This window comes from Pseudomonas sp. B1(2018) (assembly GCF_003097365.1).
In the GTDB taxonomy this organism is placed as follows: Bacteria; Pseudomonadota; Gammaproteobacteria; order Pseudomonadales; family Pseudomonadaceae; genus Aquipseudomonas; species Aquipseudomonas laurylsulfatiphila.
Genome location: NZ_PYUK01000027.1, coordinates 22,774 through 35,065 on the forward strand (window position 1 = coordinate 22,774; position 12,292 = coordinate 35,065).

A 12,292-nucleotide genomic window follows, 5' to 3' on the forward strand; every position below is an offset into this window, starting at 1 on the left:
TGGTTGAAGAAGGAGTAAGACGCCCCAGCATCTGCGCGCAAAAATGGAAAGCCTTATATGGACGACGTCATGAGGGCGATAAATGAGCTATACCCGCTAATTCCCCCCATTGCAGTTCTTCAACTCAGGAGTTTGGCAATGAAGCTCAAGACCTCTCTGGCAGCACTCATGGTCGCGGCCAGCCTTTTCGGCTGCGCCACTTCCTCGCACCACGGCGTGAACGTCAACCTGGTCGCCACCCGGCAAAACGCCGGTCAGATCGGCACCGTCACCTTGACCGACTGGGACAAGAAAACCGGGCTCAGCTTCTTCATCAGCGGTGTTCCAACCGGGGGTACCCTGCCCCTGCGCCTTTACTCGTTCATCAATAACGGCACCTGCGCGCAACCCGGGTCAGTCGCCTACGCGATGAACGACACCGTCAACACCGAACGCCAACCCATACGCGGCTGGTCCTTTACCCGAACCGCGCCCGTGCCGTTGCAAACCCTGGTTGACGGCAAATATTCGGTGGTCGTGCGAACGGCTCCGACCGATGGCAACGTCGATATCTTTTGCGGGGACATCAAGGCGACAGAGCCGGTGAAATAGCCCCGGCCAGCGCAGGCCAGCCCACGCCCCGGTACCGCTCGTGCCACCGGTTGTCCGGTGCGAGCGGTGGCGTCGGGTGAACGGAACCGGGGGCCGGCGACGCCAGCAGCCACAACCGGTCACAAACCTGTCATTACTCACTGATAACGTCCTGACGCTTTCCCGAACCGCATCCGCTCGATCTCCGATCGCCAGCTCCCTGTACCAGGGCTTTGCCCATCCGCTCAAGGTGACCCTTCAGGTGTACGCAAGCACGACGCGCAAGCAAATCATCATCAGGTCCAACGACATGAGCTGCGACGACTTCGGCGCGTTGTTCTCGAACCTGTTCGGCAACCTGTATGCCGACTCGGCGCCGCCGCCGAAAAACATCATCATCGGCGGGGTCTACGGCCGGCACGAAGGTGTCAGTTTTCGGCGCATGCACTATCGCGGCGACTTCACCGTGGATTTTCCCGCGCCTATGGATGAAATCACTTTCGTCATTCCTACCGCCGGCAAGATCATCTTCAACCATGTCACCGAGTCGGTAGGGTTCTCGCAGATCGGCCTGGCGATCGACAAGGCCGAGGTCCGCTCGGCGCGCTTTGTCGATAACCACGCACAGCACGGGATTTCGATCAGCCGTCGGCTGATCACCGAGCGCCTGTCGACGTTGCTGGGCAAACCCATTCTGCAAAAGGTGCAGTTCGAACCGGTGGTGGATCTGCAGGCATCGGCCTTGCAGGGCATCCGGGCATTGATCGACCTGGCCACGGGCAGCGAGTTCGACCTGCTGATCAACAGCGGTTCGCTGATGCCTTCGCGCCTTCGCGAAATGCTGGTCGATGCAGTGCTGGAAACCTGGCCGCACAACTTCACCGAAGCCCTCCGGCGCCCCTCCCCACTGATAGCGCCACGGCATGTGAAGCTGGCGGTCGAGTACATCCAGGCGCACCCCGACCACCTGGCCAGCGGCACGGAGCTGGCGCAACTGACCCATGTCAGCCTGCGCGCCTTGCAGGAAGGTTTTCAGCGCTTCATGGGCACTTCGATCGTTGCCTATCAGCGCCAGGTACGCCTGGAGCGCGCCTTTGCCGCGCTGTCCCAGGGGGCGGCGCCGTCGGTGACAGACGTGGCCTTGCAATACGGCTTCAGCAACGTCGGGCGGTTTTGCCAGTATTTCCAGAGCGCCTACGGCATCAGTCCAGCAGACGTGAGAAAGGGTGTGCGAACTCGGCCGATGGCGACCCATTGAGGGGTTACGGGAGCGCTCGCGAAGGTGGAGTGACATTCAACATCCCTGTCGACTGACATGGCCTCTTCGCGGGCAAGCCCGCTCCCACAATGTTTTGTGCTTGCCACATGATCCGGGCACGACACACAACCTGTGGGAGCGGGCTTGCTCGCGAAGTGGCCGGAAGACTCAATATCAATATTGCCGGTCAAATCACTATCGCGAGCCCGCTCCCACAGCTTGCCTTGACTGATCGTCAGAACAGATAGCTGGCCTTCAGCCCGCCATTGAAGCCATGGCTGTCGCCGCCACCGCTGGCGCCGATTTCTGCCCCCACGCTCCACGGCCCCAGGTTGGCCATGACGTTGACGCCACCGGTGAACTGGTCACGGTTGTCGAAGGCGGCCTGTTGCTCGATGTCCAGCCCCAGCAGGTGCCCTTCGCTGTCGACTTCAGCGTCGCCCAGCACATGCTCGTAGCCCACTTGCACCCCCGGCACCAGTTGCCAGGCGCCCAGGCTGACCGGTGCAAAGGATGCGTTGAGGTTGGCCACCGCGCTCTTGCGGGTCTCGTGGATGCCATCGACGTCCAGCGCCAGCTCACTGCCTTTTTCCTGGAAGCCCGACAGATTGACGTGGCTGACCCGCACACCGAGGCTTGGCTCGAGGGTCACGCCGTTCACCGGAACCCGGTAGCCCACGGCCAGGGTCGCGCCGGTGAGGTTGCCATGGCTGTCGCCCTTGGCCGTGCCCAGGCCGCCGCCGAGTTCGCGCTTGCTCTCGTAATCGAGATAACCGGCGCTGGCGTCGGCATCCACAAACAGGCCGCGCTCCAGACCGTTCGGTGCAAAGCGGGCACCGACGCTGAAGAAGGTCAGGTCGGTATCGGCCTCGCCACCGGCGCCACCGACATTGCCGCGGCTGTAGCCGAAGCCGGCATGGGCGCTGAGCTGTTCGGAAAAGCGTTGGGTCAGGCCAATCATCATGCCCTGGCTATGCTCATTGCTGCTGGAGGCCTGAGAGGAGCCGTCGGTGCCCAGATACCCCGCCAAGGCGGTGCTCCACAGGCGATATTGCCCGGTCTTGAGGTCGGTGCCACTGGTGAAGGGCGCAGCGGCCTGATCGATCATCGCGCCCTGGCGCAGCAGGTAGCTGGCCGCGTCGGCATGCACCTGGCCGCCAACGGTGGACTCGACGCCGCCGAGGCTGCGCGCATCGATGGCCGATTGCAGGTAGTAGTTGTAGGCGCTGTAGGTGCCCGACAGGTTGCTGTTCTGCAGTTGTTGCAACAGCTGCCCGCCGGCCGCGGCGTTGCCGGCCAGGTCCGCCGCGCCCGGCAGGCTGTTGTAGAACACCATCTTGCCGCGCAGCACATAGATGGTTTCCTGGGACAGGCCGAGGCCTTGCTTGAGGTAGTTATCCATCGTGCCGTACTGCGCGGTCACCTGGTCCAGCCCGGCTTGCAGGTAACTGGCCTCCACACCGATCAGCGGCCCATAGATGGTCGCCATGCCCGGTGGCATCGCCGCCAGGGTCGCCTTGATACGCGCGGCGGTGTAGTCGTTGGTGGCCAGGTAGTTGCTCATGATGGTGGCATCGTCGAGCCCGGCGATACTTTGCAGCACAGCGGCGGTCCAGCCCGTGCGGTCCTTGCCGGCGGTGCAATGGAACAGCGCGGCACCGTCGACCGCGGCCAGTTCATTGAACAGCTGGTTGAACTCGCTGCGCATCCCCGCGTTCCGTACGAAATCACGGTTGGTGTCCTGCATCATCGCGGTGGCTTCGGCGGCACTGTGGAACGCGACGTTGGTGACGTTGGCGCCAGACGTGGAGCCGCCGATGATGTCGATGTTGCTGTAGGTCGCGCCCGTGAGCATGGTGTCGGGTGTGGCGGCGATCTCGGTGGGCGTGCGCAGGTCATAGACCGCCTTGATGCCCAGGCCGTTGAGGGTCGCCAGGTCCGCCGCCGACGGGGTCAACGCGTTGGAGCGGTAAAACACCCCGCCACGCATCGTGCCGTCGTTGGCTGTGGTGTACGCCGTGGTGAGACCGGCGAAATCGCGGAAGTTGTCGATGCTCTTCAGGCGTGGGGTGTTGAGGGGGACCGTCTCGGCCGCCTGGGCGGCAGCGATGGACAGGCTCAAAACAGACAGCGAACACACAAGTCGTTGGAACACAGGGCAGCCTCATTGGAATCACGTTGGGCTGACCAATATCTACATTGAATTGACGCTGAACATGACAAATCGCCTGCAAACGCAAATCACTGCGCGATGTGTCCGGTTGGCTCGTTTTCTGTCCGTGCATGGCCTGGTGTGCGGCCGGCTTCAGTGCCGAAAACCCATGACAGGCCGGGAGGGAAACGTGCTGCGCAATGTCGGGCGATCAAATGCCGGACGCAAAAAACCTGCCTTTCAGCGGGTTTTTGGCTTTTCTGAAACGGCTCGCTACTGCTGTGAACTCAATGGGTTTTTTTCGAGGTCGACAGCCCGGCTTTACTCAAGCCTTTGGTGTTGTGCTCACCCGGCGTCGAGGCCGAGATAGCCCCGGCCTTGGAGAGGCCGCGAGTATCCTTGGAATGGGCGATGCCTGAGGTCGTGGTGCCGTGACCGTTGTCATCGTTGCGCTCACTGCCGTAGTGGTTGCCGCTCAGGCCATGGTCGCGCACGGATTTGCCGGCATGGTCGCTGTCCAGCCCGTTGCCGCGGCCGTTGCTGCCGGAGTGGCCTGTGCCGGCGTGTCCGCCACCCATGCCGCCGCCGTGGCCTGCGCCGTTTCCGCCGCCGTGGCCTCCACCGTTTCCGCCGCCATTACCACCGCCGTTTCCACCGCCGCCACCACCGTTTCCACCGCCACCGCCACCGCCGTCTTTCGCGTAGGCAGAACCCATGATCGACAGGCCATCAGGCAGCAATGGGGCGGCTGCAAGCATCATGGCGCATGACATTACAGCAACGAGACTCTTGTTTTTGAAAAGCATGATTGCTTCCGTAGGTGGTTGATATCGCGTGACCTATGACGCGATATCCCTCAAACAGTTCCAGCCCGACGACAGGCGGCTGGAAGTCCACTCACACCTCAATCGAACACACCATTGAGAATTTCATAAACGAGCCCGGTGGCCAACGCGACCAGGATCAGATCCGTGCCGACTTGCTGCCACTCGTAACCGTCATAGTGGGGCAACCTGCCGACCAGCCGGCCATCCAGTTTTTTGGCAATGCCCGGTGGAAGCGGCTTGCCTCGGGCAAGGTTCTTTTGAATACCCGGTGGCAAGGCAGGCCCGGGGCTCCAGTAGCCCGTGTTGGCGCCAACGATCTCGAGCACGCTGCTGCGATTGATGCTGGGGCCATGACTCCAGTCCCCGCCGCCGGAATTCTTGTTCTTGTTGCCATGACTGCCCTGGTTGCCCTGGTTGCCATGGCTGGCCTTGTTGTTGCCCTGGCCGTTTCCTGGGTCAGCCAGCGCAGTCACCGAGCCGCTGACCAGGGCCAGGCAGGTGATTGCTGCAATCAACGATCGAGACTTGTTCATGAGTCGTTCCTTCGTAGCGGGAATGTTCCCTGAAATTTAGACGCCATTTTCGATGTTGGTTCCATCGAGTCATCGTGGCGAGGGAGCTTGCTCCCGCCGGGCTGCGAAGCGGCCCCTGCGACCCGGCCGGTTCTCACCCCTCCCACCCCGAAACGCTCACCCCGCTTGATACGTCGCAGATACGTCAACGCGTGGCGCTGTTTCGCGATTGTTACCTCAGCGCCGCAGTTGTCACTTCTGCGCCGCCGAATGGGCCAATAGAGTATGGCCGTCGGTGTGGAACAGGGTCGTCGACTTGTCGGCACGCTGGCACCGATCCCCCATCACGGAAGAGGTGAATCATGAGTTTCGTCAAAGTGGAAAAAAACCAGAGCAGCGCCCCGTCGGATGCCGACATGAAAAAAGCCATGGTCGAGTCGGGCGGCACGCCGGGCGAGGTCACCGGGACCAATGCCGCCCGCACCCTGACCTACACCGGCGTGGTCAATCACACGGTGTACGAGAACACGCTGATCGAGATCGCCAAGGGTAAACGCACCAGCTGGAACTTCGTCTGGGCCGATGCCCGGGCCGCCTGAGGTCAAGGCGGGGCGGCCGATCGGCTGCCCCGCTGACCCGGCCCCTGATACAACCCCGATACCCGCTTGTAACACCAAGACACTTAGCCGCCCTGCCCCTCGCTCCTAGAGTGAAGCCGTCAATGGTCTGCAGCGCCAAGCGCCAGCAGCCCATTGTTTGCCCAACACACCACCAAGGAAGAGGGAAACCATGAGCAAATCAATCGCTGTCAGCCAACAGAGCCAGCAGCTTCACAATGATGTGCAAGAAGCCGTCAAATCAATCATGGGTGCAACGCAACTGAAGGCGTCGGATTACGGCCGGGTACTGAGGTCGGCCCTGGCGGCTTCGCAAAAAACCGTCACCATCGAAATCGCCCCCGGCGACCTGACGCTGCTGAAGAAGTCCGGCTACAAGCTGTGCTTTGCCAAGAAAGTGGGTGACGCCGACTACAACGTGGTCTGGCAGTCCTATGACGCCTACCTGAGCAACAACGAGTTCAGCTGGACGCCGCAGTATCAGCTGTTCGCCTCCAACGTGTTCAAGGAAAACGTGCAAGTCAAAGTCTCGACCAACATCGTCAACATTGGCCTGGGGCAAACCTCGACACTTGATGAAAGTGGCCTGCTGAGCCAGGCGGTAACCGGTGGTCCGGACATTTCCCTGACTTTCGTGAACGACTACGCGCCGATTCATCCGGGGGTCAACCAGTTGTCCACCGGCATTGATGGCAATCAGGTCAGTACGCCAATCTACGTGGCCGTAAACCAGGTCGTCACCGGCAATACCGTGCTGACGCCGGTGGAAACCATCCTCGTGTGGTTCGAACAGAACGTGCAGACCAGCACCATGTTCAGTACCTCACGCTCCAAGGCGATCGAAATCGACCTGACGTTCGATAACACCGCAGGTCGCCTTTACGAAGGCGGTCAGTGGAAAACCGTGTAACCGTCATCCCGGGGCAACCTTGCGGTTGCCCTTTCACTTCTCTTTAACCGCCGTGGCGAAGTAGCCCGTCAGCGAGCGACAGATCGACTGCGCGAGGTCCTCCTGGGTGGCGATGCCATAGGGTCGATCACGATCGAACTGCGCCGACCAGCGAATCCGCCCCTGCGCCACATCCACCAGGCGCAATGACGCGCGCACCCGCGAAGGCTCGACCCGCACGCTGCCCTCCAGGCAATAGCTGTAACGCCCGCCACGCTTGAAGTCCGCTACCGGCTCACTGTTGCGTGCCATCCGCATCAACACATGATTGGTCCCGGTCTGCGCCTGCTCGAACGACTCGAACAGGCGGCAACTCAACTCCTCGCACAAGCCTCGGGCAAAGTCATTGCCATCGCGGGTGAGGCAGGTAAACGGCTGGATCTGGACCACAGGATGGCGCGTGCCGACGCCCTTGGGCCGCAGCCGCTGGTAGGTCAAGCGATAACACCCGGGTGGGATGCTGAAGCGCACCGGGTCCTGCTGGCCGTTGCCGGCGTAATGCGCTGCGAGCTTGCGCCGCAAGCGCCCCACCTGCACTCGCACCACCGGATCGTCGCCCGTGCAATACACTGCCGGGTCACGACGAAACACCGCGATGCCGATGGCGTGTTCGGTCAGCGGCGTTTTGCACGCCTGAAGGTCATGCTCGACCAGAAAGCGCAACAGACTGCCCATGCGCCTGGACTTGGCAAACAACGGGCTGACCAGCAACAGCGCCAGCACCCGCTCGATTTCTTCCCGATCGAGCGGCTCGGGAACCCCCGCCGCCGTCGAATCGGCCATGCTCATGATCACCATCGCCTGCCTCCGTGCAGGTTGCCGACAGGAATGGATGTCGTACTCCGTGATTACCCTTGCAGCGCGAGCAGGAACGGGGCTCGGGCACTGCAACGACCAAGCTTAGCAGCCGTGTTGATATCGGCTGGCAATTGCGATGGTAGCAACCCGCCATCCGACGAACGTTCAATGTTGACGTCTGATTAATTTGTAGGACTTGCCCCTTTGTGGCGAGGGAGCTTGCTCCCGCCGGGCTGCGAAGCGGCCCTCATCCCTTGCAACTCATTTCCTCAGACGCATTGCAGTGCCCGGTTTTACGGCGGCGGAGCCGCCGAACGGGAGCGAGCTCCCTCGCCACAGGGGGTATTGGGCGTCCTACAGGCCGGTTGCAGCGCTGGAAATCGACGCCTAATGTGCGCCCGTCGCTGACTTGAATTGGCGACAGGGTTTCGCAGCCCTGTAGATACGTGTAGTAACCTTGCAGTCCATCAATCCGATGACGGTCGCATCTGCGCCCGCGTGTCGCTTTATGGTGGCTGTGTGTGGGAGATCTTCGGGTCTGCCGGGTTCCTCGTATCCTCGGTCTGCGAACCCGCACATGGCTACCACCCCATTCGATTCGCAGCGACCGGGAGTAGCTCTTCTTACAGATACGAGGAAGTTTTACTTATGACGACCAACAGTCCGGATCGCCGCTTCACCCCCATGAAACAAATCGCCACCAGCTACCCCGTCCTCCTCATCGACAACGACGCCCCGCTGCGCGAACTCCACAACTGCGTCGCCGAACGCCTCAACGCCGTCCTGCAATACCTCAACCTCATGGCCTGCACCAGCCTCCCCGACTACGCCGAAAACGACATCAATACCGTGACCAACATTTCGCGGATTCTGCTGCAGGATGTACGGGATGTGTTTGGGGTAATCGAGCAGCGGGGGTTTGAGTTGCCCAAAGAGCAGTGATCCCCTCTGAGGCGTAAGAACCCCGATGTCCATTCTCAGGCATCGGGGCTGGATTCCTTGACTGATGAACCATTCAATCAGCGCTTGAGCGCGTCACACTGATTGCGCAGGTCGTTGTTATCGATACTGCCGCAACTGCCGCCGTTTGTTTTGGCTTCACACAGTTTGCGCTGGTCGCTGTCATCGATGCTGCCGCAACCGCCATGACCCGTTTCCGCATTGCACAGGTAGCGCAGATCCCGGTCGTCGATGCTCCCGCAACTGCCACCGTTTGTCCTGGCTTCGCACAATTTGCGTTGGTCGCTGTCATCGATGCTGCCACAACTGCCGTGCCCCGTTTCGGCATTGCAGGTGTAGCGCAGATCCCGGTCGTCGATGCTCCCGCAACTGCCACCGTTTGTCCTGGCTTCACACAACTTGCGCTGGTCATTGTTGCTGATACCGGAGCACCCCGCATAAGCCTGCCCACCAAGGACGAACATCAAAAACACCGCAACCAGGCTTTTCATCGCACACATCCATGATTTGTCAGGAAACAGCCTGACACTGATTGACCCCTGAGTATTTCGGCGCATCACACGCCATCAAATTGACATCAATCTCGCGAAAAGTTCCGGCGCTAAATTCAATACGCTGCCTTGGAACTTCCGTATAATTTGATGTCGACATGACATCACCCCCAACCAACAACCGAAATCAATCAATGCCTGGCTGTTTCCTGGCTTATCAAGGACGTGTGTAATGAGACTGATCGTTGCTGTTTTGCGGGCACCTGACGGGCACACCCATACCGGCTGCAACAACATCAGACACCATGGCCAGGGTCACCCGCACAAGGCCTGCGCCTGATGAGCAGCATTCCACTCTCAGAGCACATGGCAGCCATGGCCTTTGTCGATGAACTGCGTCGTCAGCAAAGGCATGTCCAGGATCATCTCGATCTGCCGCGACGCCGTGCGGAAATCCAGAAGCGTATTCGCGCCTATTACCAGAGCAATAACATCGCCTTCGATGATGACCTGGTCGAGCAAGGCGTTCACCAATTCTTCTCCTGGCGCCTGGCTTTCGATGAGCCGCAACTCACAGGCTTCGATGCCTGGCTGGTCAAAAACCTGACCAACCGTGACCTCAAGCGCAGTCGCATCAAGGCGCTGCTCCCTCGGCGACGGCTGATCAAGCTGGCTGTACTGGCAGCGGTCGCCCTGCTGATCCAGCGCTGCAGCAGCTTTATTGATTATCAGGAGAAACTTAAAAACGTTACCCTTGACTCCATCGGTATCGACCAAAGTTACGACGAGCTTTACAGGCAAGTAGAGAAGGTGCGCGCTGAACTGCAGCAATTGCAGAAAAGCAACGCCGAAAAACCGGACGAAACCGTCAGTCGCCTTCTTCAGCGCGCACAAAACGCTCTCCCTGCGGGCGATATCCGGACAAACATCAATATCGCCGGACCGGTGACTCGCGACAACGTGGATGCCCTCTTGTCAGAGCTCGATTCACTCCATGTGAAACGGGACGCGATCTGGGGCGCCCTCCCCGCTGTACAGGAAAACCTGAAGCTGGCCCGGGGAGTCCTGTGGATTCGCCTTGGGATCACGCAGATGCTGCAGGACCCGAATCGGGCAGCAGCCATCAAGCAATCCAGCAACCTGGATCAACGCTTGGCTGAACTCGATCAGTTGCTCGAACGCGTCGACAATCAGACCACTTACGATGATGCCTATTCGACCTACAGTGAGTTGGGGCGTGACCTGTCCGGCACAGACTTGCTACAGCTCCAGACCCGTCGCTACAAGGAACTGAAAAGCCTCCTTGCGTCCCAGTCCATCCCGAGTGATATCCGCCGGGAACTGGACAGGATCAGCAGCCAGATCGAGGCCGACCTCGAAAGAAGCGACGCAGATGCCGCGGAGAAGAAGATCAATGCGTTGATTGAAACCACGAAAAGCGCCGGCTACCGCACTCGCTTCGGTCAAACTGAACGCAACCACATCACAGAGCGGGCAGTCGTGTCGACGCAGGCACGCAGCTAGATCCGCAAAAAGTACCGCTGCAGTCCAAACACCTGGTTTCGACCGGTACTGAATACATCACGAAAGGAGACTCGATGAGCAACATTTCACTCACCGATCAAATGGGGGCGATGGCACTGGTCGATGAGTTGCGCCATCAACAGAAACAGGTTCAGGAACACCTCGACCTTCCACGGCGTCGTGCGGACATCGCCGGACACATCCGCGCTTACTATCAAAGCAACAATCTTGAATTCGATGATGAGCTGATCGAGCAAGGTGTTCATCAATTCTTCGCCCATCGCCTGATGTTTGAACTCCCGCAGCTCAACAGCTTCGACACCTGGCTGGTCCGCACGCTTGCCAATCGCCCTCTGTTGTCCCTGCATGGAAAAAAATTATTCTCGCGGCGATGGGTGATCGCGGTGGCGCTGGCGGCAGGGATCACCACGCTGGTTCAGAGTTGCAATTCCACTATTGATTCCAATACAAAAGTGCGCGAAGTCACCAACGCTGCCTACATCCTGCGGCAGGATCTAAACGAAACATCCAAACAACTGGACGTTCAGCGCAAAAAGCTGGTGGATTTGCTGAGAAGGAATGCAGCAGAGCCGGACGCAAACGCCAGCCGGCTGCTTCATCGCGCCGAACAAACACTGCCGGTAGGCGATATACGCACGGACATCGGTCAAGCCGAACCGATTACCCGCGACAACGTGGACACTCTCGCACCACAAGTCGAGGCGCTGGAGCAGGAAAAACTCAGGATCAACCGCGCACTGTACGCAGCAGAGAGAGACATGGGATACGCAAGCGGGGTTCTCAACATACGCCAGGGGATCAAGGCAATGCTCCAGGATCCGGGTCGGGCAGCCGCGATTGCACAATCGAGCGGCCTGGATGACCGCCTGGCTGAACTCGACCAGCAACTGGCACGCGTTGACGACTATGACAGCTTCCAGGCCGCGTTCGCCAGCAAAATGGACCTCGGTAGCGAACTGTTCGCTACCACCGATCTGCTCAAGCTCCAGACCTCGCGTTACTACACCGTGAAAAGGCGCGTGGAAGACCCATCGATTCCCAATGAAGTACGCACTGAATTGCAGGGGAACATCCACGATATCGAGGCGGATTTAAAGCGTGGCGACTCGGACGCCGCCGAGAAAAAAATCAGTCTGCTGATCAAGCGACTCAAGGTGGCAGGTTATTGGTCGCGGTATTGATGGTCACACCCAATGCGGGTTGCCAGCCAACTTCAAATGATACTCAAAGGGTCATGCAATGACATTTACCAGCCACGATCAGGCATCGCGCCAGGATGTTCCGGCCTCGAAAGAACCTGCGCAGCAAACAAAAAAAGATTATGAAGACATACGCCAGGAATGCCGGGAAAAACTGAGCGCCTACAACGCCAACGAAGCTTATGTATTCCTGCGCGAGCGGGGTTTTGGCACCGAGCAGTACCCTTACAACTTCTACCAGCGCTGGCTGGACGGCATGCTGGCCAAGCGCATCAACTATGCGGCCAACCGCCAGAACGAACTGATGCTGCTGGCGATGCAGGAACGCAACGAGGAACTGCGGCGCAAACGCCCCCGTTAGGATTTGCAGCGCCTGGCTGGATGCGCCTGCATGCCGTCCCTCATTTTGATTTG

Annotated in this window: 13 protein-coding genes; 8 read left to right on the top strand and 5 right to left on the bottom strand. The window is 59.7% G+C overall.

All coding sequences use genetic code 11. The features are described 5' to 3' along the window. Positions 1-138: 138 nt before the first annotated feature. Both C9422_RS29325 and C9422_RS29330 read left to right on the top strand, forming a co-directional pair. Positions 139-591 (top strand): hypothetical protein, encoded by a 453-nt coding sequence (locus C9422_RS29325; RefSeq protein ID WP_116583042.1) that lies wholly within the window; start codon positions 139-141, stop codon positions 589-591. 289 nt (positions 592-880) lie between these two features. After that, positions 881-1,828, top strand: a complete 948-nt coding sequence (locus tag C9422_RS29330) for an AraC family transcriptional regulator (RefSeq protein ID WP_256590043.1) — start codon at positions 881-883, stop codon at positions 1,826-1,828. A gap of 235 nt (positions 1,829-2,063) precedes the next feature. On the opposite strand, the gene C9422_RS29340 is transcribed toward C9422_RS29330, so the two are convergent. From C9422_RS29340 to C9422_RS29355, 3 genes are all read right to left on the bottom strand, one after another. Continuing rightward, positions 2,064-3,983, bottom strand: a complete 1,920-nt coding sequence (locus C9422_RS29340) for a tyrosine-protein phosphatase (RefSeq protein ID WP_116583044.1) — start codon at positions 3,981-3,983, stop codon at positions 2,064-2,066. A gap of 284 nt (positions 3,984-4,267) precedes the next feature. Then, positions 4,268-4,786, bottom strand: a complete 519-nt coding sequence (locus tag C9422_RS32325) for a hypothetical protein (RefSeq protein ID WP_178082441.1) — start codon at positions 4,784-4,786, stop codon at positions 4,268-4,270. A gap of 98 nt (positions 4,787-4,884) precedes the next feature. Then, positions 4,885-5,340, bottom strand: coding sequence for an anti-virulence regulator CigR family protein (locus C9422_RS29355; RefSeq protein WP_116583046.1), 456 nt, complete (start codon positions 5,338-5,340; stop codon positions 4,885-4,887). 341 nt (positions 5,341-5,681) lie between these two features. Between C9422_RS29355 and C9422_RS29360 the strand changes: the two genes are divergently transcribed. Together C9422_RS29360 and C9422_RS29365 are read left to right on the top strand one after the other, a co-directional pair. Further along, a complete protein-coding gene (locus C9422_RS29360) occupies positions 5,682-5,918 on the top strand; it encodes a hypothetical protein (RefSeq protein WP_116583047.1) in 237 nt (78 codons plus the stop codon). 190 nt (positions 5,919-6,108) lie between these two features. Next, on the top strand, positions 6,109-6,846 hold the full coding sequence (locus tag C9422_RS29365) for a hypothetical protein (RefSeq protein WP_116583048.1): 738 nt from the start codon (positions 6,109-6,111) through the stop codon (positions 6,844-6,846). 33 nt (positions 6,847-6,879) lie between these two features. On the opposite strand, the gene C9422_RS29370 is transcribed toward C9422_RS29365, so the two are convergent. After that, entirely contained in the window at positions 6,880-7,683 is an 804-nt protein-coding gene (locus tag C9422_RS29370) for a hypothetical protein (protein WP_116583049.1), read from the bottom strand. A gap of 648 nt (positions 7,684-8,331) precedes the next feature. Here C9422_RS29370 and C9422_RS29380 point away from each other — a divergent pair. Continuing rightward, positions 8,332-8,625 (top strand): fructose-bisphosphate aldolase, encoded by a 294-nt coding sequence (locus tag C9422_RS29380; protein ID WP_116583051.1) that lies wholly within the window; start codon positions 8,332-8,334, stop codon positions 8,623-8,625. Positions 8,626-8,702: 77 nt separating this feature from the next. Here the strand turns inward: C9422_RS29380 and C9422_RS29385 are convergent, their stop codons facing one another. Beyond that, on the bottom strand, positions 8,703-9,134 hold the full coding sequence (locus C9422_RS29385; RefSeq protein WP_116583052.1) for a hypothetical protein: 432 nt from the start codon (positions 9,132-9,134) through the stop codon (positions 8,703-8,705). Positions 9,135-9,473: 339 nt separating this feature from the next. Here C9422_RS29385 and C9422_RS29390 point away from each other — a divergent pair, with 339 nt between their 5' ends. The 3 genes from C9422_RS29390 to C9422_RS29400 all read left to right on the top strand — a co-directional run bounded on the left by C9422_RS29390 (position 9,474) and on the right by C9422_RS29400 (position 12,239). Then, positions 9,474-10,658, top strand: coding sequence for a DUF6384 family protein (locus tag C9422_RS29390; protein ID WP_133249044.1), 1,185 nt, complete (start codon positions 9,474-9,476; stop codon positions 10,656-10,658). Positions 10,659-10,732: 74 nt separating this feature from the next. Continuing rightward, a complete protein-coding gene (locus tag C9422_RS29395; RefSeq protein WP_116583054.1) occupies positions 10,733-11,860 on the top strand; it encodes a DUF6384 family protein in 1,128 nt (375 codons plus the stop codon). A gap of 58 nt (positions 11,861-11,918) precedes the next feature. Continuing rightward, the gene (locus C9422_RS29400) at positions 11,919-12,239 is read left to right on the top strand and encodes a hypothetical protein (protein WP_116583055.1); all 321 of its coding nucleotides are present in this window, start codon (positions 11,919-11,921) and stop codon (positions 12,237-12,239) included. Positions 12,240-12,292 lie beyond the last annotated feature (53 nt).

What these genes read in the sequence shown, in the direction of transcription:
- C9422_RS29325 (WP_116583042.1), top strand. Translation starts at nt 139, where the DNA reads ATGAAGCTCAAGACCTCTCTGGCAGCACTCATGGTCGCGGCCAGCCTT.
- C9422_RS29330 (WP_256590043.1), top strand. Translation starts at nt 881, where the DNA reads ATGAGCTGCGACGACTTCGGCGCGTTGTTCTCGAACCTGTTCGGCAAC.
- C9422_RS32325 (WP_178082441.1), bottom strand. Translation starts at nt 4,786, where the DNA reads ATGCTTTTCAAAAACAAGAGTCTCGTTGCTGTAATGTCATGCGCCATG.
- C9422_RS29355 (WP_116583046.1), bottom strand. Translation starts at nt 5,340, where the DNA reads ATGAACAAGTCTCGATCGTTGATTGCAGCAATCACCTGCCTGGCCCTG.
- C9422_RS29360 (WP_116583047.1), top strand. Translation starts at nt 5,682, where the DNA reads ATGAGTTTCGTCAAAGTGGAAAAAAACCAGAGCAGCGCCCCGTCGGAT.
- C9422_RS29365 (WP_116583048.1), top strand. Translation starts at nt 6,109, where the DNA reads ATGAGCAAATCAATCGCTGTCAGCCAACAGAGCCAGCAGCTTCACAAT.
- C9422_RS29370 (WP_116583049.1), bottom strand. Translation starts at nt 7,683, where the DNA reads ATGGTGATCATGAGCATGGCCGATTCGACGGCGGCGGGGGTTCCCGAG.
- C9422_RS29380 (WP_116583051.1), top strand. Translation starts at nt 8,332, where the DNA reads ATGACGACCAACAGTCCGGATCGCCGCTTCACCCCCATGAAACAAATC.
- C9422_RS29385 (WP_116583052.1), bottom strand. Translation starts at nt 9,134, where the DNA reads ATGAAAAGCCTGGTTGCGGTGTTTTTGATGTTCGTCCTTGGTGGGCAG.
- C9422_RS29390 (WP_133249044.1), top strand. Translation starts at nt 9,474, where the DNA reads ATGAGCAGCATTCCACTCTCAGAGCACATGGCAGCCATGGCCTTTGTC.
- C9422_RS29395 (WP_116583054.1), top strand. Translation starts at nt 10,733, where the DNA reads ATGAGCAACATTTCACTCACCGATCAAATGGGGGCGATGGCACTGGTC.
- C9422_RS29400 (WP_116583055.1), top strand. Translation starts at nt 11,919, where the DNA reads ATGACATTTACCAGCCACGATCAGGCATCGCGCCAGGATGTTCCGGCC.